The following is a 25,722-nucleotide window of genomic DNA, read 5'->3' on the forward strand; positions in this document are numbered from 1 at the left end:
CGGCTGAAAGAGAGCACAGGCATGTCCCTGGAACGAGAGCACAGACATGTCCCCGGCCCACCCACGTCATCGGTGGCGTCCCGCGCCGGCGGCCACCGTGCCGACGACGGCGCGCGCGGTGGTCGCCCGAAGCATCGTGGCCGTCGGTTGCTCGCGCGTCGGGGTCTCTGGGCGGGTTTCACCATGGTGGTCGTGGCCGGCTCGGCCGTCGTGGTCAGCCAGGCTTCGGCGGAGCAGAAAACCCTGGATCTGAAGAAGTGGTACGTGCTGGTCAACCGCAACAGCGGCAAGGTGCTGGACGACCGCGCCTCCGCCAAGAACGACGGCGCGGCGGTGGTGCAGTGGGCGCGCCACGGCGGGGCCAACCAGCACTGGCGGTTCATCGACGCGGGTGACGGGTACTACCGGCTGCAGAACCGGAGCTCCGGCAAGGTGCTGGACGACCTCGGCTGGTCGAAGACCGCCGGCTCCGCCATCGTGCAGTGGAAAGACCTGAACGGCACCAACCAGCAGTTCAAACTGGCCAAGTCGCCGGACGGCTACGTGCGTTTGGTCAATCGTTTCAGTGGCATGGCTGTCGGTGTCCACAACGCCGCCAAGGCCGACGGGGGCGACGTCGTCCAGAACCGCGACCGAGGCGGCGCCGATCAGCAGTGGCAACTCGTCCCGGCCGGGAGTGCCGGCGGCGCCGGTACGCCCACCGCGCCGGGCGGCAGCGTTCCCGCAAGCCCGACTCCGAGCAGCTCGCACCCGTCGTCCACGCCGTCGTCCACGCCGTCTCCCGTGGCCGGTGGCGGCAGCTCGACGACACGTTTCATGGGCAGCAGCACGGTGCTCATCGGCGGCTCGATGCCCGACGCCTCGGCGAACGCCGCGCCGTTCGACATGCGCTACGCCTATGTACACAGCCAGCCCGCGCCCTCGTCGGACTACTACTCGGCAGTGCGCTGCCACGACGATTGGTCGGGTTGGTGGGGTTGCTGGAACGGCAGCACCACGGCGCCCGGCACTTACGTGACCTGGCGGGACAGCGTGGCGGCCCAGGCGACGTACAAGGGCAGCCCGCGTCCGCAGAAGATGCTCTGGACCTGGTACTCGTTGCGCGACCTCGGGGATGCGGCAGGCGAGGGCGACGGTCCGGGCGAGGTCAAGGCCATCAACAGGCGTGACCTGCTCACCCGGTATCTGAACGACTACCGTTTCTTCCTCCAGAAGATCGGCCCGTCGCACGACGCGATCGACCTTGAGCCCGACTTCTGGGGCTACGTCCGGTCGCTCGGCGATCCGCAACAGGTTCCCGCACAGGTCTCGGGCGCGAATCCGACGGATTGCGGTGCGCAGGAGAACAGCGCCACCGGACTCGCCCAGTGCCTGATCTCGATGGCGCACAAGTACGCGCCGAACGCCGCCGTGGGGATGCACCTTTCCTGCTTCGACTGGGAGACCAACACACAGGCTTGCGTCAAGGACTACGCGAGCCTCGGGGCGAAGAACGCCGACTTCCTGGCCACCGATGTGTCGGACCGCGACGCGGGCTGGTACGCGCAGCCGGCCCATGGTGGTAGTGACCACTTCTGGAATGACCAGAAGGCCGCCGCCACGCTGAAGTTCTACAAGACGATGGCCGAGTCCGTGGGCAAGCCGGTGGTCCTGTGGCAGATCCCCGTGGGCAACATGGCGCAGAACAACACCCTCAACCACTACAAGGACGACAAGGTGGACTGGTTCTTCGCCCACATGGACCAGGTGGCGGACGCCCACATCGCCGGCCTGCTCTTCGGTCCAGGGCAGCAGGAACAGACCTCGGTCGAAACCGACGGCGGAAACCTGATCAACAAGACGATCACGTACCACAACTCGGGTGGTACAGCACTCAAGTAGGCGGAGCTGACGAAATGCGCCCCCATCTCTTCGATGGGGGCGCATTTCGTCGTCTTCGTCGGGCTGAGGACTTCTCGGTCGGCGCCTGGTTCCCCAACGATGGGAACCCCAGCCGGCGCACGGCTGGGGTTCCTCGAGGCGGTGAGTATCGGTCAGCGGGTGGAGGTGCCCACACCGTAGACCGCTCGTCTACGCGCCGGTGCACCGCACCCGATCGCGATCACCGTGGTTCAGGCGGGTCAGCGCTGGGGGTGAGGACTCCCGGCCGCCACGGCAGTCGGTCGTAAGGGCCGGTCGCGGTGGGGGACTTGCCCTGGTAGAGGAACTGCAGGTGGCAGGGGTCGATGGTCATGGTCTGGTCGGGGTTGTCGCGGACCAGGTCACCGTGGCTGATGTCGTTGGTCCAGGTGGCGCCGCTGTTGGCCTTGCCGGCGAAGGGGTTGCTCTCGGTGTCGGCCTGCGGGGTCCAGGAGCCGTTCAGGCTGGAGGCGGTGAACGAGCGGAAATAGCGCTGCTCGTTCGCTCCCCGAGCCTCGACGATCATGAGGTACTGGTTCTGGCCCTGGACCTTGTAGACCTGCGGCGCCTCGAACAGGTTCTTCGTCGTGTCGCTCATGACCGTCGTGTACGACGAGCCGAAGCTGCCCGGGAAGTTCCCGATCGGCATGCTCGCCCGGTAGATCTTGCCGTTGTCGCCGGCGAAGAACAGGTACATGTTCTGGCCGTCGGCGATCAAGGTCTGGTCGATCGGGCCGGTGCCGGATTCGGTGCGGGGGATGCTGCCGGTGAACAGCGGCTGCGGCGCGGACCAGCCGTTGGGGTTGGTGGGGTCGCTCGACGTACGGTAGACGAAGGGCGACGCGCCCCACTGGGACGCCAGCACCCAGATCTTCCTGGGCGCGAAGTAGAACAGTGTGGGCGCCACCGCGTTCTGGCTCATGCCGGTCTGGCCGGCCGCGGCCATGTCCGCCCAGTTCGTGAAGGGCTTGAACATCATCGAGCCGTACGACGATCCCGCCACGCTCGACGCGTAGACCACGTGCTTGCCGTTGTACGTCACGGTGGTGAAGTCCTTCACCGCGTCCCACCGGTTCGCGGGCTGCGCCAACGCACCCGTCGACGTCCACCGGTAGGTCGACGGAAGAGCACACGTGGTGCTCTTCGGCGCCGCGGTCGGCTTGAAGTTCCAGTGCTGGTTGGCGCCGCCGCCGTTGGAGTCCCAGATCCGGACGGGGGTGCCGTTGGCGGTCTTGCCGCCGGGGATCTCCAGCGCCCGGCCGCTGGCGACGTTCGTCAGGGTGTAGGAGCCGTCGCTGTTCCGGGCGGCCCGCCAGTGCTGGTTGGCGCCGCCGTTGGAGTCCCAGACCGCCATCCTCGTCCCGTTGCCCGTCTGGTTGCCCGGCTCGTCCAGTACCCGGCCGCTGGCGACGTTGGTCAGCGTGTAGGAGCCGTCGCTGTTCCGGCCGGCCCGCCACTGCTGGTTCGCGGCACCGCTGGCGTCCCACACCTGGAGCGGGGTGCCGTTGCGGTTCTGTCCCGCGGGCTCGTCGAGAACGCGTCCGGCGGCCGCGTTGGAGAGCGTGTAGACAGTGCCGGAGGTGATGTCCCCGGCCGTCGTGCCGCCGCCCGCCGTGCCCCCGCCGCTGCTGCCGCCCAGGGCGGTGAGCACCGCGTCGTAGGCGGGCTTCTTGTTGCCGCTGTTGTCGAACAGCAGCGGGTTCTCACCGGTGCGCCAGGAGTCGCTGTCGCGGATGCCCCACACGGTGATGCCGGTGCAGCGGGCGACGTTGAGACAGTCCTGGACGGTGTTGGCGTACGCGGTGGCGGACGCCTGGGCGATGTCGAGCTCGGTGATCTGAACGTCCACGCCGAGCGCGGCGAACTTGGACAGGGTGGTCCGGAAGCTGGCCGGCGGGCCGCCGGCGCCGAAGTGGCTCTGGAAGCCGACACAGTCGATGGGCACGCCGCGGGACTTGAAGTCCTTGACCATGTTGTAGACGCCCTGGGTCTTGGCGTCGGTCCAGTTCTCGATGTTGTAGTCGTTGTAGCAGAGCTTGGCCGCGGGGTCGGTGGCCCGCGCGGTGCGGAACGCCTCCTCGATGAAGCCGTTGCCCAGCACGTCCTGGAAGACCGAGCTGCGGTGCTGACCGCTGCCGCCGTCGGCGAACGCCTCGTTGACCACGTCCCAGGCGTAGATCTTGCCCTTGAAGTGGGTCATCTCGGTGGTGATGTGGTTGTCCATCACGCTGCGCAGCGTGTTGGCGTCGGTGATGGACTTGACCCAGCCGGGCAGTTGGGAGTGCCACACCAGGGTGTGGCCGCGCATCCGCTGCCCGTGCCCGGTGGCGTGGCCGACGATCTGGTCGGCCGGGCCGAAGTTGAAGTTGCCGCGGGAGGGTTCGATGGTGTCCCACTTCATCTCGTTCTCCGGGGTGATCATGTTGAAGTCCCGGTCGAGAATCGTGGAGTACGTCGAGTCACCGAGCCTGCCCGAGGACACTGCCGTGCCGAAGTAGCGGCTGGTGCCGGCCGCCGCGGCGGCCAGGGACGGTGTGCGGGTCTCCGGCGTGCGTGCGGCCAGCGCGACCAGCGGTACGGCGGCACCCGCGGCGGCGAGGACCACAGCGGCGGCGAGCACGCGGCGGGTTGCCGGACGGCGGCGATGAGAGCGGTTCTGATCTGACAACGGCATGTCCTTCTGGCGCAGCGGGCCTTGATCCGGCCCCGGTCATCCGCCAGTTGCCGCCACGCACACAGAGGTTGCCGCGATCGAGGAAAGAATTTTCTCGGCCGCCGTCACCATCCCCAACCCAGCTCCACGGCGACCTGCCGACCACCATGAAGGCCACCTACGCCGACGGGACCAACGCCGGGCCGGCCGACTGGACCCCGTACCAGCAGCTCGGATACTTGTTCTCCCATCGAGCTTGTGCGGCAAGGGGACCTCGTCCCCTTGCCGCACAGCGGCGTTCACCGGGCCGGGACGAACCCTCCCCGTACCGACGCGGAGCCGCCCGAACCCTGCCCGTCGACGCGGTAGCCGTCGCCCGCGGCACTGCGGACACTGGTGCCGTTGTTGAACTGCGCGGCGAACTCATGGCTCCCGGCCGGCACGGTCAGGCCCGGCTTGAGGACCCAGCGGTAGACCAGCATGCCGCCGGCCTCCTGGACGGTGACGGTGAAGTCACCACTCGGCAGGGTCTGCCAAGTACCGGTGTTCTCCACCCCGCCGGTCTGCACGATCCGCATCTCGACCGTGAGCGAGGTGAGCGGCTGCGTCGTCTTGAGGACGAGGTTGCTCTGCGTCCAGTAGACGGTGCTCTGCGGATCCAGCGAGCCGGCCGACCACAAAGGTCCGTTCTGGCTCTCACCGGCGGCCGGCGATGGACTGGTGGCCGGCGATGGACTGGTGGCCGGCGATGGACTGGTGGCAGGCGGAGTCGGGCGCACGCTGCCCGGGGTGGTGGCCGGGGCCGGCGCGACAGGGGTGGGGCGGGCCGATGTCGGGTGCGGGGAGCTGACGGTCGGGGACGGGGTGGCAGGCGTGGTCACGGTGGGCGACGGCGACGAGGTGGCGACGATGGCGGCGACGGCGAGGCCGCCGGTCGCCAGGATGCCGGTGGCGGCGAGCCCGGCGAGCGCGACCCTGGTCCCGGACCTCGCGAACGGCCGCGCGCGGTGACGGACGGCGGGGCCGGCCATGCCGCGTTGCACCCGGGCCAGCATCCTCGCGCGGTCGGGCCGGTGGGCCTCGGCGGCCTCGTGCAGCCGACGGGCGATCTCCTCGTTCACCGGCTCCTCCTCCCTGCCACCAGGTCCCCGGCCGCTCGCGCGCCCAGTATCCTTTCCAGCTCGGCCATTCCCTTCGAGGTCTGGCTCTTCACCGTGCCGACCGAGATGCCCAACGCCGCCGCCGTGTCCTTCTCCGACAGGTCGAAGGCGTGCCGCAGCACCACGCAGGCGCGCTTGCGGAACGGCAGCCGGGCGAGCGCCGCGCGGACGTCCAGCACGGCCGCCATGTCCGGCCCGTCCACCTTCTCGGGGCTGCGGGACCAGAACAGCGTGATCCGGCGTCGCTCGCGCACCGCGCTGCGGATCCGTCCCCGCGCCAGGTTGGCCACCACACCGCGAGCGTAGGCGAGCGGGTGGTCGGCCTGCCGCAACCGGTCCCAGCGCTGCCACAGGGCGACCAGGGCATCCGCCGCGAGGTCGTCCGCCGCGTCGGTCTCACCGGTCAGGAGGTGTGCCAGACGCGCGAGTTCGGCATAGTGGCGTTCGAAGAATTCGTGGAACTCCGCGGACGCGTCATCGAGGACCATCCCCCGGTCGCCCTCTCCTGGCAATGATGTGCGCGTTGGTTGCGCGTTAAACAACGGGGAGCAGAGCCTAACAGTGCCCAGCCCGGAATTCGAACAGCGGTCGCGCTCGGTTGCGGGGCGGTGAGGCCGACCGGCGGGCTGGTCAGTGCCGGGCGAACTGGACGCCGGTCGGCTGCGCGACGTCCGGCCGCACGTCGGTGCCGTCGACGGTCAGCCGCTCCCCGTAGATGTCGGTGATCCTGACACCGGTTCCGCTCCCGGGGGGACGGCACGCCAGCACACCGACGACCAGCAGCCCCGAGGGAATGCCCGTGACCAGGCCGCGCCTGCGCCACGGTTGCGGCGCGACGTGCTTCGTTTCCCTCATGCCCGTCCATCCGGTAGTTCGACTCGGCCTTCCGGCTCCCAGTTGCCGCTGAGGACGAGAAGGTTGCCGCCCCGACGCTGTTTTCTCGGCGACCGGTGCACGGCACGAAAGGGAACCGTTCCCCCGGACCCGATGCCTTCCGTGTGCCAGGTGGGCAAGTCCTCAGTCCGCCCGCTCCATCGCCTCGGGGGTGTCCACCCCGAGCAGACAGCGTTGCGGGGGCCGCTCCAAACCCCTCCACCCCGAGTTGCTCGGCCGCCTCTGCCCCCTCGTCCTCTATGTGCTCCTGCACCGACGGCTTGCCAGTCAACCCTCGCTTCCATGACTCGGCCGCTCGCCGGCCACCCGGAGGCGCCCGTCACGTCCACAAGCCGACGGCGTGCCCATAAGACTGGTAAACCACGGTCAACAGCGGTGCGACCCCAAGCCCCTGGTCGCCACGCCAGCCAACATAAGTGCAGGTCAGAAGCTGTCCAGCTCCCCAAGCGCCGTCGCTTCCCAAGCCGAGAGCGCGAGTTCGATTCTCGTCACCCGCTCCATGAAGAAGGCCCAGGTCGGCGACCGGGGCCTTTTTGCTGTGCGGGGATCGGTGGGTCGCGTGCCGGATCCGTGCCGGCGGCGTGCCCCCGACCGCTGCCGCCGATCCCGTTCAGCGCCGTCCCGTTGTCCGGGGGCGGCGGTCGAGGCCCCGGAACGCGCGAACGTCGCCATCCGCCGCGTGAAAGTCCCGTGCCGGGTGGATGGTGGCGGGCCGCAGCCGAACGCGGGCGTCGAGGCCGGTGCCGGGGGCCGGATGGAGGGTGATGGCGCCACCCGAGGTGTCGACGAGGTGGCGAACGATGGGCAGGCCGAGGCCGGTGCCGTCGTGGTGGGTGTCGGAGGCGCGCCAGAACCGGTCGAAGGCGCGCTGCCGTTCGGTCTCGCTCATGCCGGGGCCCTGATCAATGACGTGCAGCTCGGTGCCGGAGGGCACATGCCGGATGGCCAGGGTGACGGTGGTCCCGGAGGGCGCGACGCGAAGGGCGTTGGCCAGCAGGTTGTCGATGATCTGTTCCAGTGCACCGGGGATGGCCCACACGTGTCCGGCCGGTCGCCCGGTGGTGGCGATGCGGACGTCGTGTTCGGCGGCGAAGGGGGACCAGGTGGCGGCCCGGTCGGCGACCACGGCGTCGAGATCGAAGGCTTCCGGGGTGGTGGCGGTGGATTCGAGACGGGCCAGGGAGAGCAGTCCCTGGATCATGCGGCCGAGGCGTTCGGTCTCGCCGATGGCTTCGTCCAGGCTGTCGTGGGCGGCCGGGTTGAGGTGGGGTTCGAAGTTCTCCAGCCGGATCCGCAGCGCCGTCAGGGGGGTCTTGAGCTGGTGAGAGGCTTCGGCGGCGAAGGCGCGCTGGGCGGCGAGGAGGTGTTGCAGGCGGGTCGCGGTGTGGGTGAACGAGGCTGCGAGACGCCGCAGTTCGGGCGGTCCGAGGTCGGTGGCGGGCGGGTTGGTGAGGGTGCCGTCGGCGAGCTGGGTGGTGGCGCGCTCCAGAGCGTGGACGGGACGGATGATCCAGCGGGACAGCGCCAGGGCGATCAGTGCCGCGGCTGCCAGCACGCCCAGGCCGGTCAGGGCGAGGGTGAGCCAGATGTCGCGGACCCGGCCGTCCAGGACGTCGGTGGGACAGCTGAGCCGCAGGGCGCCGCGGATGGTCTCGCCGGAGGAGCCGGGGACGGTGACGTAGCGGGTCCCGGTGCCGCTGTCCGGGTCGGGCGCGGTGCCGACGGTGGTCTGGTTGCGCAGAGCGGTGGCGATGTCCGGCTGTGCGGACAGGTCGGTGCCGACGGGGGTGGTGGAGGCGGAGTCGGTCAGGACGGCACCGGTGCGGTCCACGACGACCACCCGGGCTCCCATCCGGTCCGCGTAGTCGGTGGCCAGCTCGGGCAGCTCGTCGGTGCTGCCCTCCTCGATGCGTTCCTCGGCGAGTTCGGCCAGCATTCCGGCGTCCCGCTCGAGGCTGTTGGACAAGCGAGACGTCTCGGCGCGGGCGAACAGGAGGCCGAAGGGAATCTCCAGGCCGAGCAGGACGAGCAGGACCAGACCGAGATGGCCGACCAGCAGGCGCCGGGTCATGTCCGTGCCTCTTGTCCTGCGTCGTGGGGCGGTGCCGCGACATCAGGGGCGTGGAGGCGGAAGCCGACCCGGCGGACGGTCTCTATCCAGGCGGGATCGCCCAGTTTGCGGCGCAGGGCGGCCACGTGCACGTCCAGCGTCCTGGTGGGGCCGAAGAAGTGCGGGTCCCACACCTGGTCGACGATCTGCTGACGCGAGCAGACCGCGCCCGGGTCCAGAGCGAGGTGGGCCAGCAGGTCGAACTCTTTCGGGGCCAGCGCGACGGGAGCACCGTGGAGGCGGACCCGGCGGGTGCGGCGGTCGATGACCAGCGGCCCCACCGCCTGCGGTGCTTCCGAAGGGGTGGGCCCGGGGGCGGAAGGGGTGGGACCGGGGGCGGACGTCGGGACGGGGCGGCCCGGGCCGGGCGCGTTTCCGGTGGTGCCGGCACCCGCCGTGACCGGCGGGCGGGTGCGGCGGGTGACCGCGCGAATACGGGCAACCAGTTCACGGACACCGAACGGCTTGGCCATGTAGTCGTCGGCGCCCAGTTCAAGGCCCAGGACCCGGTCGATCTCCTCACCCCGGGCGGTGATCATGATGATCGGCACGTCCGAGCGCCGGCGCAGGGCCCGGCAGACATCGAGACCGTCCATGTCCGGCAGGCCCAGGTCGAGCAGCACCATCTCCGGCTCGGGCGCGGCCAGCGCCGCCGAGCCGGTGCGCACCCGCTCCACGGTGTACCCGTAGCGGCCCAGGCCCTCGGCCAGCGGGCCGGCGATCCGTTCGTCGTCTTCGATGAGCAGCACCTGCATGACGTCGGGCTCACACCCCCACTGCTCCACTGCCGTGATCACATCAACCCGCCCCGGTCTTCCGGACAGTCTCTGTTACGCGTTCGGGAACGCGTCCGCTCAACGAAGACGGCCGGGCTCGTCGGCCGCGGGCGCCTTGTCCGTGGCCGACGGCGCCGAGCCCGTCGTCGGGCCGGATCAGTCGTCGTCGCCGGCCTCGTCCTTGGTCTTGACGACCTTGTAGGTCTTCGGGTCGAGGTAGATCTCCACCTCGCTGCCGTCCGCCTTCTTGATCTCCACCGCGTACATCCCCGGGTTCTCGGCGTCCTTCTCGGACTTGACCACCGTGCCGGGATGGGCGGCCAACGCAGCGGCCTCCGCCTTCTGCTTGGCTTCACCGGTCAGCGGGGTCTCCACCGGGTCACCGCTCTCGTCACCCCCCGCCTGCGCACCGCCGGCCGTGGCCTGGGTTTCGCCGCCGGTCTGACCGGCCGTCGCGCTGTTCGAGGACGAAGCGGAATCGTTGGAGTCCGATCCACCGCAGGCGACCAGTCCGACCAGCAGAGCGGCGGTGGACACGGCGGCGGCCAGGGCGCGCTTGGAAGCGTTCATGTGGATGTTCTCCAGGAGAGTCGGGGAGGTACGGGCGGCCGGACGGCGCGGAACACCGGAGGTCCGGGCCGTGTCGGAGACGTCAACGACCCTAGGAACAGGCACTGCAGCAAGAGGCCAGAGAGCGGCCAGGAAACCGGCAGGAAACGCCCAACCTTCCTCCGCTGGACCATGAACACCTGGTGGTCCTGCGTACTGGCCGTGGCCGGCGGACTGCTTGCGCTCTGGCTGCCCGCCCTTGCCTGTCCGGCCCTTGCCCGCCCGCCCTGGTGCCGGACTTCGATCCGGGGCTCCCGGTGGCACGGCGGCCGCTGCTCAGACGGAACTCCCGGCCAACTCCTCGTCGACCGGGTCGGGTTGGGGGAAGGAGCGGGACGGGATGGAGTCGAAGCGGGTCGGCTTCGGCGGCTTCGTCGGTCGGCTTCGGATGGCTGTCGGGGCCGACGTCGTACCGGTACGGCGGCCGGCACCAGCGAACCTCGGTCTCCCGCGCGTCACTCCCCGCCGCTGCGCAGTACGGCGAACGCCTCGTGCAGGAGGGCCGCGAAGTCCTCGAGCGGAGGAGGCGGATCGGTCGTCGTGGCGTCGCGGGTGGTGAAGGCGATCAGGGCGCTGCGTACGGCGGCGACGGAGGCGCGGGCGAGGACCGCGGCGCGCAGGGCGCGGGCCGGGGCGGGCTCGGCCGGTGACCGGTGGGCGAGGCGGGCGGCGAGGGCCTCGGCGATGCCGTCCTCGAAGTCGGTGAGTACGGCACTTCGCCGCATCCCGGTGGACAGGGCGCGCGGCGGGGCGCCGACGAAGAGGATGCCGAGGCCGCCGTCGAGGCGTCCGGCGGCGGCGAACAGGCCGCCCAGGACGGCGGTGTACGGCGGCTCGTCCGCCGGGCGGGCGGCGATCTCCTCCTTGAGCGGCGGCACGAAGTCGAGGATCTCCGCGAAGACCAGGTCCTCCTTCGACGGGAAGTAGCGGAAGAAGGTGCGCTCGGTCACGCCGGCCGCGGCGGCGATGTCCTTGACCGTCGTCTGCTGGTAGCCGCGGTCCGCGAACATCCGCGCGGCCGTCCGGAGCAGGTTCCGCCGGGTGGCCGCCTTCTTCCGGTCGCGCCTGCCCGGTTCCCGCGCCTCCCGCGCGCCCTGCCCCTCTTGCTCGTCCCGCGTGACCTGCACCTCCTGCGCGACCTGCGCGACCCGCACATCTCGCGCGCCCCGCACGCCGTGCGCATCCCGGTCCTGCGTGTCCCGCACGCCCTGCGCATGCCCCACGTCCTGCGCGCCGCGTGCGTCCCGCATGTCTCGTACGACCCGCTCCTCCGCCACCCGTTCATCCTGACACGCCGTTCCTCCCGGCCCGGACGCTGGGGCCAAAGGAAGTGTCAGCTATGACAGTTTGTGTATCGTGTCAGTCATGACATTTTCTGGTCGGCCGGTCCTCAGGCCGCGGCTGCGGCGTCGTACGGCGATCGTCCTGTGCACCGTCCTCGCCCTGACCGCCCTCGCCGGAACGGCGGAAGCGCTGGTCCGGCACCGGATCGCCGGCCGGGTCGCGGCCGTGGCCGGCGAGCGACTCGGCACCACCCCGGACGTCGGGCTGGGCGCCACTCCCGCGCTGTGGCAAGTGGCGCGCGGCAGCCTCCCGGACGTCGAGCTGACGGCGAACGGGGTGTCCGCCCGGCACATGACCGGCCTCGCCGTCGACGCCCATCTGCGTCAGGTGCGCCGGAGCGGGCAGGGCGGCACGGTCGGTTCGTCCAGCGTGACCGTCGACATCGGTGCCACGTCCCTGGCCGCCACCGGCGGAAGCGGGCCGGACACCGAGGTGGTTCCCGATCCCGCGCACGGGCGGCTGGTCGTCCACGTCGGCCGTGCCGGTGCCCTGACCGTGCCCGTCACCCCCGTCCTGGCCGGCCGGCAGATCCGTCTCACGCCCGGCCGCCCGGAGTTCGCCGGCACTCCCCTCCCCGACGCCCTGGCGAAGAGGATCACGGCCGAGGTCTCCCGCACCGTCGCCCTGACCGACCTCCCGCTGGAGCTGGCGCCGCGCCGGCTCAAGGTCACCGACGACGGCCTTCGGCTCACCCTGAGCGGCGGCCACGCCGCGTTCCGCGCCTGACCCCGCGCTCCCCGGCTCTCGCACGCGGTCACCTCCCCGAACGTGCCGCTCATCCCCGCACACCCCCCTCAAGGAGCACGTTCCATGGCCTCCCTCCTCCATCGGCTCGGCCGCGGTTCCTTCCGGCACCGCCGGGCGGTGCTGGCCGCCTGGCTGCTGGCACTGACCGCGGTGATCACCTGCGTGATCGCGTTCGGCGGCACGACCGACGACGAGTTCACCGTGCCGGGCTCACCGGCCCAGACCGCGATGGACACCCTGAAGAAGGAACTGCCCTCGGCGGCCGGCACCAGCGCCCAGATCGTCTTCGTGGCCCCCGCGGGGCACCACATCACCGAACCGCGGTACGCCCGGGCGGTCAGTGCCACCATGGCGGAGGCCGGCAAGGCCCCGCAGGTCGTCGGCGTGACCGACCCGGTGCAGGGCAAGGTCATATCGCCGGACCGCACCACCGCGCTCGGCCAGGTCCGCTACCAGGTGACCCGCGCCGGCCTGCACGACGACAGCCTCACCTCGCTGGAGGGGACCACCAGGCCCGCGCGGGACGCCGGGCTCACCGTGCGGGTGGGCGGCTCGGCGTACGGCAGCGGCAAGAGCACCGGGCACTCCAAGGAACTGATGGGCGCGGCCGTCGCCCTCCTCGTGCTGACGATCACCTTCGGCTCGCTGTTCGCGGCCGGCATGCCCCTGCTGACGGCGGTCACCGGGGTCGCCGTCACCCTGCTCGGCCTGTCGGCGCTGACCGGTGTCCTGACCATCTCCGGCACCGCGTCCTCGCTGGCGTCCATGCTGGGTCTCGCGGTCGGCATCGACTACGCGCTGTTCATCCTCTCCCGCCACCGCTCCCAGCTCGCCGGCGGCATGGGCACCGAGGAGTCGGCGGCCCGGGCCACCGCCACCGCGGGCAGCGCGGTCGTCTTCGCCGGCCTGACGGTGATCATCGCGCTGTGCGGACTGGCCGTCGTACGCATCCCGTTCCTGACCGTCATGGGCGTCGGCGGTGCCGCCGCCGTACTCGTCGCGGTCGGCGTCTCCACCACCCTTCTGCCCGCCCTGATGGGCTTCGCCGGTGAACGGCTGCGTCCCCGGCCGGGCTCACGCGCCGCCCGCCGCGAACAGGCCGCCCACGGCGAGCAAGCCACCCACCGCGAGCAGGCCACCCACCACGAGCAGGCCATCCACCACGAGCAGGCCGGCCGCCCCGGCCAGTCGGCCCACGGCGACGAGGGGCAGCGGGGCGAACACCGTGAGGGGTCCGGCGGGGCCGGCGGGGCCGGCGGGTCCGGCGGGCACGGCGCGCGCGGGACGATGGGCGAGCGCTGGGGCAGGATCGCCGTCCGCCGGCCGCTGCTGACCCTGTCGGCCGTCCTGATCGGCCTGCTCGCCGTCGCCGTACCGGCCCGGGACCTCCAACTGGCTCTGCCGGACAACGGTTCCGCACCGGCGGGCAGCGGTCAGCGCCAGGCGTACGACCTCGTCTCCGAGAAGTTCGGCCCCGGCTTCAACGGACCGCTGCTCGTCCTCGCCGACACCTCCCGCGCCGGGAACCCGCGAGCGGCCACCGCCACCCTCGTCCAGGACCTCAAGGCTGCCGACGGCGTCGCCGCGGTCGGTGAGCCGCAGGGCATCGGCCACGGGGACGCGGCCCTCATCCAGGTGGTGCCGGACAGCGGCCCCTCCGACGACGAGACCGAGGAGCTCGTGGAGCGCATCCGGGACGAGGCGACCGGCTGGCAGCAGGAGACCGGCGCCAAGGTGTCGGTGACCGGTACGACGGCCGTGAACATCGACGTCTCCGCCCGGCTGGCGAGTTCCCTGCTCCCCTTCGCGCTCGTCGTCGTCGGTCTGTCGCTGCTGCTCTTGCTGCTCGTCTTCCGGTCCGTGGTCGTGCCGTTGAAGGCCAGCGTCGGCTTCCTGCTGTCGGTGGGCGCCACCTTCGGCGCGGTCGTGGCCGTCTTCCAGTGGGGCTGGCTCGCGAGCGCGCTCGGCGTCGCCGAGACCGGGCCGGTGGTCAGCATCCTGCCCATCCTCGTGATGGCGGTGCTGTTCGGACTCGCCATGGACTACGAGGTGTTCATGGTCAGCCGGATGCGCGAGGCCCACGCCCACGGCGCCACGCCCCGCGAGGCCGTGCTGGCCGGCTCCCGGCACGCCTCCCGCGTGGTGACGGCCGCCGCGCTGATCATGTTCGCGGTGTTCGCGAGCTTCGTCCCGGGCGGCAGCACCATGCTCAAGCCGATCGCCTTCGCCCTCGCCGTCGGCGTCCTCATCGACGCCTTCCTGGTCCGCATGACGCTCGTCCCCGCGGTCCTCGCCCTCGTGGGCCGGGCGGGCTGGTGGCTGCCGAAGTGGCTGGACCGGCTGCTGCCCGACCTCGACATCGAGGGCGAACGGCTGGCGGCGGACGCGGGGAAGGGCGGTTCGGACAGGGACGGTCCCGGTCTGCCCGTGGCGATCGGTGGCGCCTTCACCCAGGACCGGCCGCGGCAGGACGGCCGGCGGTGAGCGACGGAGTCCGTGGCCGTCACCGGTCACGGACTCCGTGTTCTCGACGCACGCTTCAGGAGTCGGGTCATGAGTCGGGTCATGAGTCGGGTCATGAGTCGGTTCCGGAGTCGGGGTGACCGGACCGTCCGCCGTCCGGGCCGTGCCGGGCCCGTCTCCCGCTCAGCGCTGGCTGTTGCGGAAGCCGATGAGCACAGCACCCCACCAGCAGATCTGTGAAACCAGGGCCGTCGAAGCTCCCCGGACCATCAGGCGTCTCGTGGGCGGGGTGGCGTCCTGCTGCGTCAGGCGTCTGTTCAGGAGGCCGGCCTGCAGACCGTTCAGGGTGAGCAGCAGAACCAGTCCCAGCTTGACGCGCGTGGGAACCGATCCGAGGTTCGGATGGAGCATGACGCCACTGGCTACGAGGCCCGCGAGGCCGGCCCAGATGGGGACATGGAGGCGAGCCGCGCTGTCGAGGGCGTCCCGCAGGGTGCATCGCCCGGTCAGGTAGAGCAGTGCGCTGTAGTCGGCGGCCAGGACGGCTCCGAAGCCGAGCACGAGAGAGGCCAGGTGAAGGAAGAGCGCCGCCGTATGAAGGGCGGCGTCCACCCGCAGGTGCAGGGATATCCACGCGCACGCCGAGAGCGCGAGGCATGCGGCGAGCGAGGCGGCGGCCACGGTCCACCATGTGTCGTACAGCCCCAGCCGTCGGACGGGCGCCGGCTGAGCGGACACGGACGGCTCGGTGGGCATGGTGGACACACAGGACTCCCAGGACGTTCACAGCAAGATTTAGGTAAGGCTCACCTAAGGAGACTCGGCGGTCAAGCCCAGGATGCGAGAAGGACGCACCGCGACGCAAGCGTGATCGTCACGTTCCGATCGCGAGACCTGCGGCGACCGCGGTCTCGGCCGAGGCTTCCCTCCGAGACCGGAACGCCTCATGGCGCGGCGGCCGCTCAGACCCGCGGAGCGACGCGGCGCCCCTCGGAGTCCGCCCCGCTCCGGGAGGACATGACGCCGGGCGACGTCCCGGGCTTCGAGGCCGACGGGGCCGGCGCGGCGGGACGCACCACGCGCCGTGACCGCGGCGCCGAGAACAGATCCTGCGCTCCGATGAGGCCGAGCAACCGGTCGACGGCGGGGCCCGCGGCCTGGAGGACGACGGTCTTGCCCTGACTCAGGGCCCGCCGCCGGAGCTCCAGGAGGACGTTCAGGCCGGCGCAGTCGCAGAAGCCCAGGCCGCTCAGGTCCAGCGTGAGACCGCCGCCCGAAGCGGCGAGCGCTTCGGCCAGCCGGTCCCGGAGCGCGTCGCCCGAGGCGAGATCGAGTTCACCGCGCACGGTCACATGGATCCGGTTGCCGCGGGGCGCGGACGACGTGGCCAGCCGGCCGGGCGGCAGGAGCCCCGTGGTGCCGCCTCCGCCCGGGCGGGGAAGGCCTGGTGCCGTGAGGGGCCGCGCCCGGTGGGACGGGTGCTGCATGGCTCACTCCCTCGTGCGCTCGCCGTGGTCCGCTTCAACGTTCCCCCAGAAGGACGATACACGTCAACTGATGCACGAAAATCTGTACGTGTTTTTGGATGCGTGTACGTCCGCTCAGTAAACTCGGGGCATGACTGAGGTGCCCGAGCCCCACAGCGGATGGACGTTCCTGACGAACCACGCACGCGTTCTCGCGGCCATCGCGGACAACCAGCAGGCGCGCGTGCGTGACATCGCCGCCCGCTGCCGCCTCACCGAACGGGCCGTGCAGAAGATCATCGCCGATCTGGAGCAGGCCGGTTATCTCTCGCACGTCCGTCAGGGGCGCGGCAACACCTACCGGATCGACCCCAACAGGATCCTTCGTCATCCGACCGAAGCGGGCCAGGGCCTGACGGTGGCCTCGCTTCTCTCACTGCTCATCCAGGACGAAGACCACCGTGCGCGGCCGGACGGTGAGAGCACGCACGCCTCCGGCTGACGTGCGCGACCGGATGACCTGATCGGAGCAGCGCGGCGAGACGAGCCCGGGCGGCGGGAGGGCGTGTTTCGCCTCCGTGCGGGGGCACCCCCGCCCCGCCCGGGCGCCGCGGGCGCCGTGGCGTCTGCTCGTCGGTCGTCCTCGACGGTGGCAATGTGGAACATGTGAACGCTGAGTACGGCTCGGCCGGGGGGTGGCAGCTACGGCGGGCGCACCGCGCGTTGGTGCTGATCCCGATCGTCCTGATCCTGGTGATCACGGCCGTCGACCAGCTGGTCCCGGAGGACGTCCATCTCGGGCCGCTGCTCGTGATCGCGCCCGCGGTCACCGCCTCGTTCGCCGGGCCCCTGCTCACCGGTCTCATCGGCTTCCTGTCCGTGGCGGCACAGGCGTACATCGGCTGGCACTTCGGCGTTCTCTCCTCACGCAACGTCCTGGTCCAGATCCTCGCCCTGGCGGTGCTCGCGGCCCTCAGCGTGGTCTTCTGCGCGATGCGCGAGCGGCATCTGCGCCAACTGGCCCAGGTGCGGTCGGTGGCGGAGGCCGCACAGCACGGCCTGCTGTGGCCGCTGCCGGAGCGGATCGGCCCCGTGCGGATCGCCTGCCTCTACATGGCCGCCGAGGACGAGGCGCAGATCGGCGGCGACCTGTACGCGGCCACCCGCATCACCGGCGGCGTGCGCATCATGATCGGGGACGTCCGGGGCAAGGGCCTGTCCGCGATCGGTGAAGCCGCCCTCCTGCTCGGGGCCTTCCGCGAGGCCGCCCACCGGCACGCCACGCTTCCCGACCTGGCCGCCACCATGGAGCACAGCGTCGCCCGCTACCTGGCCGACTTCGAGCCGGCCGCGGAGGCCGGCGAGCGTTTCGCCACCACCTTGCTCCTGGAACTGCCCGACGACGACCACGTCATCCGGATGATCAGTTGCGGGCATCCCCCTCCCCTGCTGCTCAGCCCGGCCAGCGCCCTCACGGTCCCCGGCCTGCATCCCGCGCCGCCCCTGGGAATCGCGGAGACGGGACCGGACGCCTACGCGATCGACGTGGTCTCCTACCAGCCGGGGGACACCCTCCTGCTCTACACGGACGGCGTCATCGAAGCCCGCGACGCCTACGGCCGCTTCTACCCCCTGGAGACACGGGCCGCCCAGTGGCCCGCGGGCGGCCCCGAGGCGCTGCTCCACCACGTCCAGCGCGATCTGCTCACCCACACCCGGGGGCGCCTCCACGACGACGCGGCCCTCGTCGCGCTCCACCTCCACCCGGACACCCACGGCCACCGCCGCCACGGGCACGCCGTCCACTCGGGCGGGTTCGGACACGCGTGAACCGGACGAGGGTGAGGGCGGCCGGTGCCGCGCGTCCCCGATTCCCGGTCATCGGCAAGTGCCTGCCCGTACGGGACGCCACGTGGCGCCCTCGGAGCCACCGGTGAGGCGGTGCACCGGCTGCCGATCCGGGCGAGTCGTGTTTCGATGGGGGAGAGACCGTCACCGCTTCGGGCGGTGGCCACCGCCCAGGCCGTCGATGCGGCGCCGGAGTTTCCCGCAGGGGTCCCTCGGCCGGCGCCAGCCCTGGAGCGGGCCGGCGGGTCGGCCGGCGTCTTTCTCATCTCCCTCGCAGAAGCACGAGAGGAGCACCCCCATGCGCAGAAACAGCCGGAGGCACCGTCTTCTGACGGCATCGACGGTCCTCGTGGCCGGAGGCATCATGCTCCTGCCCGACGCCGCGGTCGCGCGGCCGGTCATGCCCGGCGCCCCGGCACAGGTGTCGGGCAGCTTCCAGTTCGTCAACCTGCGGACCGGCAAGTGCGCGACCGTGGCCGGAGGAGTCACGACCGCCAACAACCAGCCGCTCGTCCAGTTCACCTGCGACCAGGACCTCTCACGCCGCTGGATCGTCGCCAACGGCAACGGTGTCTCCGACCAGCTCGTCAACGAGCGGACCCGCAAGTGCCTGACCGTGGCGGGCGGCGTCTCGACCGACAACAACCAGCCGCTCGTGCAGTTCACCTGCGACACCGACCCCTCGCGCCGCTGGAGACTCGTCAGGGTCAGCGGCGCCAACGTGTTCCAGGTCGTCAACCAGCGGACCGGCAAGTGCCTGACCGTGGCCGGTGGCGTCTCGACCGACAACAACCATCCGCTCGTGCAGTTCACCTGCGACTCGGACCCCTCGCGCCGCTGGATCCTGAAGCGGGTCGGCGTGATCCTCGACTAGAACCAGTGAGACCGGTCGGGAATGGCCGGGACCCCCTTTCGGCGGGCCCCGGCCGAGTGCCGGTGTGACGGTGACGCCGGTGTGACGGCGAGAAGGAGCGTCCTAGGCCACGGCCGGCCGCAGGCCGGAGACGACGCCCGCGAATCTCTGCGCCGCGAACTCCGCCTCCTCCATGGTCATCGTCAGCGGCGGCATCAGTACGACGGTGTCCGGCGTGTAGTGCACCAGCAGGCCCTGCCGCCGGCACGCCGACTCCAGGTGACGTCGGTCCTGCATGGACAGCGGACTGCCGTCGTCGTCCACCAGGTCGATCGCCACATACGCGCCGACGGCCCGGACGCCCCCGAACGTGGGCGCGCCTTCGAGCAGGCCGTTCAGCCGGTCGCGCAGGAACGTGCCGAGTGCCCGGCCGTTGGCCACCAGGTCCTCGGACGTGTACGCACGGATCGCGGCGAGCGCCGCGGCGCAGGCCACCGGGTGGCCGTCCGTGGTCGACGCGTGGGCGAACACCGTGCTGCCGGTGTCGAAGGCCTGGTAGATCGCGTCGGTCGCCAGGACGGCACCGAGCGCCGAGTACCCGGCGGTGATGCCCTTCGCCAGGCACATGATGTCCGGCGAGATCCCGGATATGCCGGCCGCGAACATCTCGCCCATCCGCCCGAACCCCGTGAACGCCTCGTCGAAGATCAGGAGGATGTCGTTCTTCGTGCAGTACTCGCGCGCGGCCCGAAGGTACGCGTCGGGGAGAGGCTGTCCGTTCCGCCCCTTCACCGGCTCGACGATCATCGCCGCGATGCGCTCGGGGCCCAACGCATCGAGCTGTCCCGCGAGTTCGGTCCCGGAATCGCCCTCCGGTTCCGGAAGGTGGGAGAAGCCGTCCGGCATCGGGCCGAAGAGCCAGTGCATGATGCGCTGCCCGCTCGCCGCCATGGCCGCCATCGGGCTGCCGTGGTAGCTGTCACGGAGGCCGACGATGAGGCGCTTGCCCGGCTTGCCCTTGTTCCGGTGGTAGGAGCGGGCCATCATCACCGCGCTCTCGACCGCCGCGCCGCCCGTGTGGCAGAACCGCACCCGGGTGAGGCCGGACGGGGCGATCCCGGTGAGTGCCTGCGCCAGTTCGACGACCACCGGAGCAGGCAGTTCCCACCGCACCATGCAGACATAGGGCAGCTCGCGCGCCTGACGGGCCATCGCTTCCACGATGTCCGTCCGGCCGTAGCCGAGCATCATGTTGCCGACCCCCGCGCGGGCGTCGAGGGCACGGTTTCCCGAAGCGTCGATCAGCCAGGAACCCTCGCCCCTGACCCACAGGTCCTCAGGGCCGCTCCGGTCGAGGATCGTTGACGTGGGTACGGTCCCGTGCCAGAGGGGATAGGTCGCAGGGTCCCATGTACTCGGCGTCGTGGCCATGTCTTCCCCGGTCTCCGCGTTACTTCGCGGGCGCCTGGACCACGGCACACGTGAAGGTGTAGCCGCCGGTGCCCTGGATGAGGATCCCGTACTCCCCCGGGTTGAGGCTGCCCTCGATGTCCACCAGGTTCCCGAGGAAGTCACCGGCGCCGAGGCAGCCGGTGGTGCAGTCGACGTAGGTCGGGTTCCCTCCGATGAGCTCGGCGACGGCGGGCTTGAACATGCCCTCGCGCATCGTCCGGGTGAGACGCGGCAGCGCGATGGCGCTGACGTCCTTGGGCTCGATGCCCGCCCCGCGCAGGGCCCGCATGATGAGGTCGTGCAGCTTGGGCACACCGAGCTTGACCATACGTGCCGCCGCACCGGATTCCCTGAACACCTTGTTGGCGCGCTTGAGGTCGATCGGAGTGCCGTGCCCCAGCGGAACGGAGGAGAACGGGTCCTCCCCGCGCATCTGGATCTCGCCCTCGGTGTCCGTCGCCATCTCCTGCGAGAGCAGCCGGAGGAACTCGTCGCCCTCTCCCGGACGCCCGAGCACGACCGCGGCCGCCGAGTCCGAGTAGGCCGCGTCGTCGTCGCTCGACCACCGGTCGAAGCCCGGCGCGGCGAACCGGTCCGCGGTGGTGACGAGGGCCGTGCTCGCCTCGGGCGTGGCGACCAGCCACTTGGCCGCGACGTGCAGGGCTAGGGCGCCGCCGTTGCAGAGTTGCTGGACATTGATGGGAAGCCCCTCGATGATCCCGGACTTGTTCGCGATGTAGTGCGCCGGCGACCACATGTCGAAGCCCTGGTGGTAGCTGAACGCATGGACCAGGCAGCCGATGCCGGTCGGCTCGACACCGCTGCTCTCCAGAGCGCTCTTCGCGGCCAGGACGGCCATCTGGGGCGGCGCTATGTCGTCCGAAGCGACATACAGTTCCGAGACACCGATGCGCTCGAAATCCGCTGAGCTGAGTTCGCCGTCAGCGGGTCCTTCTTTGCCAGACGGAAGCCAGAGGTTCGCCGCCTTGATACTCAGCCCGGTCGCTGTCACTGGAGCCTTACCCTTCTCTCGTCTTCTCTCGGAATTCGCACAGCTCAGTGCCGTTGTGACAGGAGGGCCCTGCGGTCCACCTTGCCCGAGCCCGTCAGCGGCAGGCTGTCACACAGGTGAATCTCCCCAGGCAGCATGTAACTGGGGACTTTTGTGACCAGGTGGTCGTGGCACGCCTGGGGCGTGCACGCCTCGCCGGCCGGCACCACGAAGGCCACCACGACCTTCTCGCCGGACTCCTTCTCACTGGTGGTGACATAGGCCTGCTTGACGTGCGGCACCTCGTTCATGAAGTGCGCGATCTCGCCGAGTTCGATACGGAACCCGTTGACCTTTACCTGGTCGTCGAGGCGTCCTTGGAAGACGACGTTTCCGTCTTCCCGGCAGTAGGCGCGGTCACCGGTGTGGTAAAGCCTCACCTTTTCGCCGTCGATGTCGTACTCGACGTACTTCTTCTTCGTCAGCTCATCCATGCCCAGATAGCCGGGGGAAAGACCCGGCCCCGCCAGGCACACCTCCCCCGCCTCGCCCGGGGCGCACAGCTCACCGTCGCGGACGACATACAGGGACGTGTTCTGAATGGGCAGTCCGATCGGCAGCGCGGACTCGCCGAGGACGGTGTCCCGGACGGGATAGTAGGTGGCGAAGACCGAGCACTCCGTCGGCCCGTAGACACTGACGACCTTTTCGTTCCCGTAGTACTCCCGGGCCCTTTCGATGTGCCGCAGGGAGTGCGCCTCGCCGCCGGTGAGGATCGTCCGCACGGACTCCAGGGTGCCGGGCGCCTCGTCCACGATCACATTGAAAAGCGCCGTCGTCACGAAGACCGCCGTGGCGCCGTTCTGCTGGACGACCCGCTTCAGCTCCGACAGCCGGACGTGATCCGACGGGTAGAGCACGGATGTCCCGCCGTGCAGCAACGCGCCCCAGATCTCGAAGACCGCCGCGTCGAAGAATATCGACGCCAGCTGCGGGATGACGGAGTCCTCGTCGAGGTCGACGAAACGGGAATTGAACACCAGCCGGACGACGCCCTCGTGGCGGATCGGCACGCCCTTGGGGGATCCTGTCGATCCCGACGTGAAGACGATGTAGGCGATGGCGTCCTGGGGGACCCGCAGCGGCGGGTTCTTCTCGTCCGCGTCGAGCGCCGGCAGGTCGACGGGGATGACCCGCAGGTGCGCGAAGCGGTCCGTCATCTCGGCGGGCGCGTCGGTCAGCAGCGCCGTGCAGCCGGCCTGGCCGAAGATGCCGTTCAGGCGCTCGTCGGGCCAGGTGCGGTCGTACGGGAGGTACGTGGCGCCGGACTTGATGACCGCCAGCATGGCGACGATCATCTCCGGGGACCGTTTGACGCACAGTCCCACGACGTCACCGGGGTTCACCCCGGCCGCGCGGAGCCGCACGCTCAGGCTGTTCGCCAGGCCGTTGAGCTCGCGGTACGTGAGTCTGCGGTCCCGGTGGACGACCGCGACAGCCTCGGGACGACGCTCGGCGGCGGCCTCGAAGAGTTCCTTCAGGCTCTCCGCCGGATAAGCAGCGTCCGTCCTGTTGATCTTCTGATGAATAGATAGAGCCTCGTCCGAAACGGCAATCTTATCCATTCAAATTCCCCAGACGTGTGTTGACGATTCCGGTTACGTACTCGGGGTGGCTGTCCACGAAGAAATGTCCGCCGGGAGCCTCGATGAGCTCGCAGTGCCGCCGGGTGAAGTTCTGCCAGCCGCGCATGGATTCCCAGCCGTCGATCGGGTCATCCGGGCTGTACAGGGCGGTGATGGGAACGTCCACTCCGGAGGCGTGGCGGTGGTCCCACAGTTCGGCGAGCCGGATCTCGCTGCGCACGGTCGGCAGGAGCAGGCGCAGCAGCCTCTCCTCCTCGAAGAGCTCCGCCGGTGTGCCGCCCATCTTCGCCACGGCGGCGCGGAAGTCGCTCTCCGGCATCTCGTGCATGTACGGGCGGTTCTGCGGTGCGTCCGGGCTCCGGCAGCCGGAGACGAACAGCCGGCGCGTCATGCCCGGGTGCTCGGCCACGGCCAGATGGGCCAGCTCGTAGGCGAGCCGCCCGCCGAAGCTGTGACCGTAGAAGGCGTGGCGGCGGCCCAGGTACGGCGACAGTGCCTCGAAGACGTCGTCCACCAGGGGCTGCCACCGGTCGTAGCGGGCTTCCTTGAGGCGCCGTCCCCGGCCGGGCAGGATCACGCACACCAGCTCGATGTCGTCCGCGATCGCGCCGCTCCAGGAGCGGAACGTCTCGGGGCTGCCGCCCGCGTAGGGGAAGCAGAACAACGTGCCGGCGGGCTCCGCCGTCGCCGCCTTGAGGGTCATCACCCACTTGTCCGTCGCCGCCACGCCGGCCCTGCTAGTCCGTCACCGCGTCAGCGGGCTTGGTGTTGCGCTGGATGCTGGCCACGATGTCGGTGATCCGGCTGTCGGTGAACAGCTCGTCCGCGGGCAGCGAGTCGTCGCCGAACTCCCGTTCAGCACGCTCGATCAGCTTCACCGCGGTGAGCGATGTGCCTCCGGCCTCGAAGAAGTCGTCGTCGCCGCCCGTCACCCGCAGGCCGAGCTGCTTGCACTCGTCGACGACCCAGGCCAGCAGCGTTTCCGATGCCATGCGGTTGTCCGTCTCGCTCATTTTTCATCTCTCCTAGTGCACCGGGAAGCGGAAACCATTGACAGTGCTCTCGACGAAGCGGTTGTGGCCGTACCGGTCCTCACCGGACGTCAGCACGCAGCCGTACTTCTCGAGGCTCGCCCGCGCTCCGAATTCCTGGAGCTCGTCGGAGTACGGGTAGACCTGGACCTGGGTCGGGAGGTAGCGGGAGGCGAAGCCGAGCCGCATCTGGTCGGTCTCGCCGCTGTGCGGGTGGGACGCGTGCATGAGCGTCGACCAGAAGAGGATGAACTGTCCCTGACGCATGACCTGGGAGACGGCCTTGGACTCGTCGGGGCTCCAGTCCGGGTCCTTCTGCAGCTGCCGGTAGTCGTAGCCGAAGAGCCCGCGCTTTACGCCGTCCTTCTCCACCGCATTGATGAGGTCCGGATTGTATTCCATGACCTTTGTCTCGTCGTAGTTCATCGACGTGTGGGTGCCCGGGATGAACTGAAGGCAGCCATTCGCCACCGACGCCTCGGTGAAGGCGGTCCAGGCCGTGATGGTGCCGCCGAACTCCGCGTCCTCCGGCCACACGATGTGCGGGTGCTTCGAGCCGTCGACGCTGGAGAAGTTGTCCGCCTGGTGCCAGTCCGTCCCCTCGTCGCCCGGGTACTTCGGGAAGAGCTCGGTGCGCCAGCAGAGCGTGTCGGGACCGAGGATGCTCGACACCCGGTCCACGATCTCCGGCCGGGCGATGTGCTCGGCGAGGAAGTCGACGTCGATATGGCGGTCGTAGCTGGCCGCCAGGTTCGTGTTACCGGATTCCGTTTGCCCATCGGCGTAAATGGACGTTTTGGTCTTCAGCAGCTTCGGCCTGATCTGCTTGAGATATCCTTCCATCTCGTCCTCGGTGTAGAGATCGAAAGGACCGATGTACCCATCGCGAGCGAACTTCTCGAGCTCTTCGGCGGTCAGCGCGAACGTTTTCGTACGAGCCATGATTTCTCCCTGGTCCTAATCGCGCTCGAAGACATCGCTTGGAGCGACATAAGGCTGGATACTGCGGCCGCCGGCTGCTCGGGGGCCGAAGCAGCGGAAATTAAGACGAAGAACCGAGAAAGGACGCTACGGGCGGAAAACCCCTATCGGCAACCCCTATAAGGGGTCGCCAACCCCTAGTCGGGGGTCCGCAACCCCTATTCGGTCATCGCGATCACGGGCCGCCGTTCACCGGCGTCAATCCACCGATGGAACGGGCCTGTTGACGCTGCCGGCGGCCGTGCCGGGAGGGTGCTCGCACGAGCCGCCGGCTCGTCCACGCGGCGGGCGCCGGGGGGGCGGTCCGGTTCGCTCCGGTCGCGGCCGGCGCGGGCGCGAACAGGGCGCGACGCTGTCGTGCGCCGCTCCCTCCGCCCCCGCCGACCGCCGCGATCACGGCGCTGACCTGGCCGGTTGCAGGGTGGGAGGGACCGGGCGAGGGTGGAAGGAGAACCCACGACGAGCGCCGAAGGGAGCTTGTGGTGCGAGCAAGCAAGGCGGAACTCTACGCGCTCGACCTGACGGGAGCGCGCTGGGTCAAGAGCAGCAGGAGCATGGACAAGACGACGCCGTACTGCGTCGAGGTGGCAGACCTCGGCGGCGGGGCGGTCGCCGTCCGTGACTCGAACAACACGGACCTTCCCCCTCTGCGGTTCACCGCGGAGGAATGGGCCGCGTTCCGAGAAGGTGTACGCGAGGGCGAGTTCGGTTAGGACGTCTCGCGTTTCCTGAATTCCTTGGGCGTGTACGCGGTCGTTCACGACCGACCGGGAAATGACCGGCCGCCGGTGTGGCGTGT

At 70.1% G+C, this 25,722-nt stretch carries 23 protein-coding genes and 1 pseudogene; 8 read left to right on the forward strand and 16 right to left on the reverse strand.

What is annotated here, in order from left to right; all coding sequences use genetic code 11:
• The first annotated feature begins 183 nt into the window (after positions 1 to 183).
• A complete protein-coding gene (locus tag FHS34_RS20660) occupies positions 184 to 1,881 on the forward strand; it encodes an RICIN domain-containing protein (protein ID WP_184967549.1) in 1,698 nt (565 codons plus the stop codon).
• A 220-nt stretch (positions 1,882 to 2,101) separates the two neighbouring features.
• Here the strand turns inward: FHS34_RS20660 and FHS34_RS20665 are convergent, their stop codons facing one another.
• On the reverse strand, positions 2,102 to 4,573 hold the full coding sequence (locus FHS34_RS20665; RefSeq protein WP_184967551.1) for a non-reducing end alpha-L-arabinofuranosidase family hydrolase: 2,472 nt from the start codon (positions 4,571 to 4,573) through the stop codon (positions 2,102 to 2,104).
• Between the two features lie 68 nt (positions 4,574 to 4,641).
• Here FHS34_RS20665 and FHS34_RS42645 point away from each other — a divergent pair.
• Positions 4,642 to 4,791, forward strand: a pseudogene (locus tag FHS34_RS42645) (hypothetical protein); the annotation flags it as partial.
• 60 nt (positions 4,792 to 4,851) lie between these two features.
• On the opposite strand, the gene FHS34_RS20675 reads toward FHS34_RS42645, so the two are convergent.
• The 7 genes from FHS34_RS20675 to FHS34_RS20705 all read right to left on the reverse strand — a co-directional run bounded on the left by FHS34_RS20675 (position 4,852) and on the right by FHS34_RS20705 (position 11,378).
• The gene (locus FHS34_RS20675; RefSeq protein WP_184967553.1) at positions 4,852 to 5,673 is read right to left on the reverse strand and encodes a superantigen-like protein SSL4; all 822 of its coding nucleotides are present in this window, start codon (positions 5,671 to 5,673) and stop codon (positions 4,852 to 4,854) included.
• Positions 5,670 to 6,200 carry a SigE family RNA polymerase sigma factor gene (locus FHS34_RS20680; RefSeq protein ID WP_184967555.1) on the reverse strand — a complete coding sequence of 177 codons (531 nt, stop codon included), beginning with the start codon at positions 6,198 to 6,200 and terminating at the stop codon, positions 5,670 to 5,672. The genes FHS34_RS20675 and FHS34_RS20680 overlap by 4 nt, the downstream gene beginning before the upstream one ends.
• Before the next feature lie 142 nt (positions 6,201 to 6,342).
• On the reverse strand, positions 6,343 to 6,567 hold the full coding sequence (locus tag FHS34_RS20685; protein ID WP_184968145.1) for a hypothetical protein: 225 nt from the start codon (positions 6,565 to 6,567) through the stop codon (positions 6,343 to 6,345).
• 649 nt (positions 6,568 to 7,216) lie between these two features.
• Entirely contained in the window at positions 7,217 to 8,677 is a 1,461-nt protein-coding gene (locus FHS34_RS20690) for a sensor histidine kinase (protein ID WP_225817460.1), read from the reverse strand.
• A complete protein-coding gene (locus FHS34_RS20695) occupies positions 8,674 to 9,471 on the reverse strand; it encodes a response regulator transcription factor (protein ID WP_184968091.1) in 798 nt (265 codons plus the stop codon). The genes FHS34_RS20690 and FHS34_RS20695 overlap by 4 nt, the downstream gene beginning before the upstream one ends.
• A 177-nt stretch (positions 9,472 to 9,648) precedes the next feature.
• Positions 9,649 to 10,062, reverse strand: a complete 414-nt coding sequence (locus FHS34_RS20700) for a PepSY domain-containing protein (RefSeq protein ID WP_221509190.1) — start codon at positions 10,060 to 10,062, stop codon at positions 9,649 to 9,651.
• 494 nt (positions 10,063 to 10,556) lie between these two features.
• Complete coding sequence (locus tag FHS34_RS20705) at positions 10,557 to 11,378, reverse strand: TetR family transcriptional regulator (RefSeq protein WP_184967557.1); 822 nt, start codon at positions 11,376 to 11,378, stop codon at positions 10,557 to 10,559.
• 88 nt (positions 11,379 to 11,466) lie between these two features.
• Here FHS34_RS20705 and FHS34_RS20710 point away from each other — a divergent pair, with 88 nt between their 5' ends.
• Both FHS34_RS20710 and FHS34_RS20715 read left to right on the forward strand, forming a co-directional pair.
• Positions 11,467 to 12,171 (forward strand): LmeA family phospholipid-binding protein, encoded by a 705-nt coding sequence (locus tag FHS34_RS20710; protein ID WP_184967559.1) that lies wholly within the window; start codon positions 11,467 to 11,469, stop codon positions 12,169 to 12,171.
• 84 nt (positions 12,172 to 12,255) lie between these two features.
• Positions 12,256 to 14,676, forward strand: a complete 2,421-nt coding sequence (locus tag FHS34_RS20715; RefSeq protein ID WP_184967561.1) for an MMPL family transporter — start codon at positions 12,256 to 12,258, stop codon at positions 14,674 to 14,676.
• Positions 14,677 to 14,838: 162 nt separating this feature from the next.
• Here the strand turns inward: FHS34_RS20715 and FHS34_RS20720 are convergent, their stop codons facing one another.
• Positions 14,839 to 15,420, reverse strand: coding sequence for a hypothetical protein (locus FHS34_RS20720; protein ID WP_221509191.1), 582 nt, complete (start codon positions 15,418 to 15,420; stop codon positions 14,839 to 14,841).
• Between the two features lie 197 nt (positions 15,421 to 15,617).
• A complete protein-coding gene (locus tag FHS34_RS20725; protein WP_184967563.1) occupies positions 15,618 to 16,142 on the reverse strand; it encodes an STAS domain-containing protein in 525 nt (174 codons plus the stop codon).
• 130 nt (positions 16,143 to 16,272) lie between these two features.
• Between FHS34_RS20725 and FHS34_RS20730 the strand changes: the two genes are divergently transcribed.
• From FHS34_RS20730 to FHS34_RS20740, 3 genes are all read left to right on the forward strand, one after another.
• On the forward strand, positions 16,273 to 16,623 hold the full coding sequence (locus FHS34_RS20730; RefSeq protein WP_184967564.1) for a helix-turn-helix transcriptional regulator: 351 nt from the start codon (positions 16,273 to 16,275) through the stop codon (positions 16,621 to 16,623).
• Between the two features lie 164 nt (positions 16,624 to 16,787).
• Positions 16,788 to 17,951, forward strand: coding sequence for a PP2C family protein-serine/threonine phosphatase (locus FHS34_RS20735; protein WP_184967566.1), 1,164 nt, complete (start codon positions 16,788 to 16,790; stop codon positions 17,949 to 17,951).
• Positions 17,952 to 18,267: 316 nt separating this feature from the next.
• Positions 18,268 to 18,843, forward strand: coding sequence for an RICIN domain-containing protein (locus FHS34_RS20740; protein WP_184967568.1), 576 nt, complete (start codon positions 18,268 to 18,270; stop codon positions 18,841 to 18,843).
• A 102-nt stretch (positions 18,844 to 18,945) separates the two neighbouring features.
• Here FHS34_RS20740 and FHS34_RS20745 read toward each other — a convergent pair whose 3' ends face one another.
• The 6 genes from FHS34_RS20745 to FHS34_RS20770 form a co-directional block, all read right to left on the reverse strand.
• Entirely contained in the window at positions 18,946 to 20,253 is a 1,308-nt protein-coding gene (locus FHS34_RS20745; protein WP_184967570.1) for an aminotransferase family protein, read from the reverse strand.
• Between the two features lie 19 nt (positions 20,254 to 20,272).
• On the reverse strand, positions 20,273 to 21,133 hold the full coding sequence (locus tag FHS34_RS20750; protein ID WP_184967572.1) for a beta-ketoacyl-[acyl-carrier-protein] synthase family protein: 861 nt from the start codon (positions 21,131 to 21,133) through the stop codon (positions 20,273 to 20,275).
• A gap of 197 nt (positions 21,134 to 21,330) precedes the next feature.
• A complete protein-coding gene (locus FHS34_RS20755) occupies positions 21,331 to 22,890 on the reverse strand; it encodes an amino acid adenylation domain-containing protein (protein WP_184967574.1) in 1,560 nt (519 codons plus the stop codon).
• Positions 22,883 to 23,638: a thioesterase II family protein gene (locus FHS34_RS20760; protein WP_221509192.1), complete on the reverse strand. Its 756-nt coding sequence runs from the start codon at positions 23,636 to 23,638 to the stop codon at positions 22,883 to 22,885. The genes FHS34_RS20755 and FHS34_RS20760 overlap by 8 nt, the downstream gene beginning before the upstream one ends.
• A 10-nt stretch (positions 23,639 to 23,648) precedes the next feature.
• Complete coding sequence (locus FHS34_RS20765; protein WP_184967576.1) at positions 23,649 to 23,924, reverse strand: phosphopantetheine-binding protein; 276 nt, start codon at positions 23,922 to 23,924, stop codon at positions 23,649 to 23,651.
• Between the two features lie 12 nt (positions 23,925 to 23,936).
• Positions 23,937 to 24,884, reverse strand: a complete 948-nt coding sequence (locus FHS34_RS20770) for a chlorinating enzyme (RefSeq protein ID WP_184967578.1) — start codon at positions 24,882 to 24,884, stop codon at positions 23,937 to 23,939.
• Between the two features lie 521 nt (positions 24,885 to 25,405).
• On the opposite strand from FHS34_RS20770, the gene FHS34_RS42650 reads away from it, so the two are divergent.
• Positions 25,406 to 25,636 carry a DUF397 domain-containing protein gene (locus FHS34_RS42650; protein WP_184967581.1) on the forward strand — a complete coding sequence of 77 codons (231 nt, stop codon included), beginning with the start codon at positions 25,406 to 25,408 and terminating at the stop codon, positions 25,634 to 25,636.
• Positions 25,637 to 25,722: the final 86 nt, after the last annotated feature.

It is taken from the genome of Streptomyces echinatus (assembly GCF_014203595.1).
GTDB lineage: Bacteria > Actinomycetota > Actinomycetes > Streptomycetales > Streptomycetaceae > Streptomyces > Streptomyces echinatus.

Coding starts and splice junctions, on each gene's coding strand:
- FHS34_RS20660 (WP_184967549.1), top strand. CDS start 184: ATGGTGGTCGTGGCCGGCTCGGCCGTCGTGGTCAGCCAGGCTTCGGCG.
- FHS34_RS20665 (WP_184967551.1), bottom strand. CDS start 4,573: ATGCCGTTGTCAGATCAGAACCGCTCTCATCGCCGCCGTCCGGCAACC.
- FHS34_RS20680 (WP_184967555.1), bottom strand. CDS start 6,200: ATGGTCCTCGATGACGCGTCCGCGGAGTTCCACGAATTCTTCGAACGC.
- FHS34_RS20685 (WP_184968145.1), bottom strand. CDS start 6,567: ATGAGGGAAACGAAGCACGTCGCGCCGCAACCGTGGCGCAGGCGCGGC.
- FHS34_RS20690 (WP_225817460.1), bottom strand. CDS start 8,677: ATGACCCGGCGCCTGCTGGTCGGCCATCTCGGTCTGGTCCTGCTCGTC.
- FHS34_RS20695 (WP_184968091.1), bottom strand. CDS start 9,471: ATGCAGGTGCTGCTCATCGAAGACGACGAACGGATCGCCGGCCCGCTG.
- FHS34_RS20700 (WP_221509190.1), bottom strand. CDS start 10,062: ATGAACGCTTCCAAGCGCGCCCTGGCCGCCGCCGTGTCCACCGCCGCT.
- FHS34_RS20710 (WP_184967559.1), top strand. CDS start 11,467: ATGACATTTTCTGGTCGGCCGGTCCTCAGGCCGCGGCTGCGGCGTCGT.
- FHS34_RS20715 (WP_184967561.1), top strand. CDS start 12,256: ATGGCCTCCCTCCTCCATCGGCTCGGCCGCGGTTCCTTCCGGCACCGC.
- FHS34_RS20725 (WP_184967563.1), bottom strand. CDS start 16,142: ATGCAGCACCCGTCCCACCGGGCGCGGCCCCTCACGGCACCAGGCCTT.
- FHS34_RS20730 (WP_184967564.1), top strand. CDS start 16,273: ATGACTGAGGTGCCCGAGCCCCACAGCGGATGGACGTTCCTGACGAAC.
- FHS34_RS20740 (WP_184967568.1), top strand. CDS start 18,268: ATGCGCAGAAACAGCCGGAGGCACCGTCTTCTGACGGCATCGACGGTC.
- FHS34_RS20745 (WP_184967570.1), bottom strand. CDS start 20,253: ATGGCCACGACGCCGAGTACATGGGACCCTGCGACCTATCCCCTCTGG.
- FHS34_RS20750 (WP_184967572.1), bottom strand. CDS start 21,133: ATGGCCGTCCTGGCCGCGAAGAGCGCTCTGGAGAGCAGCGGTGTCGAG.
- FHS34_RS20755 (WP_184967574.1), bottom strand. CDS start 22,890: ATGGATAAGATTGCCGTTTCGGACGAGGCTCTATCTATTCATCAGAAG.
- FHS34_RS20765 (WP_184967576.1), bottom strand. CDS start 23,924: ATGAGCGAGACGGACAACCGCATGGCATCGGAAACGCTGCTGGCCTGG.
- FHS34_RS20770 (WP_184967578.1), bottom strand. CDS start 24,884: ATGGCTCGTACGAAAACGTTCGCGCTGACCGCCGAAGAGCTCGAGAAG.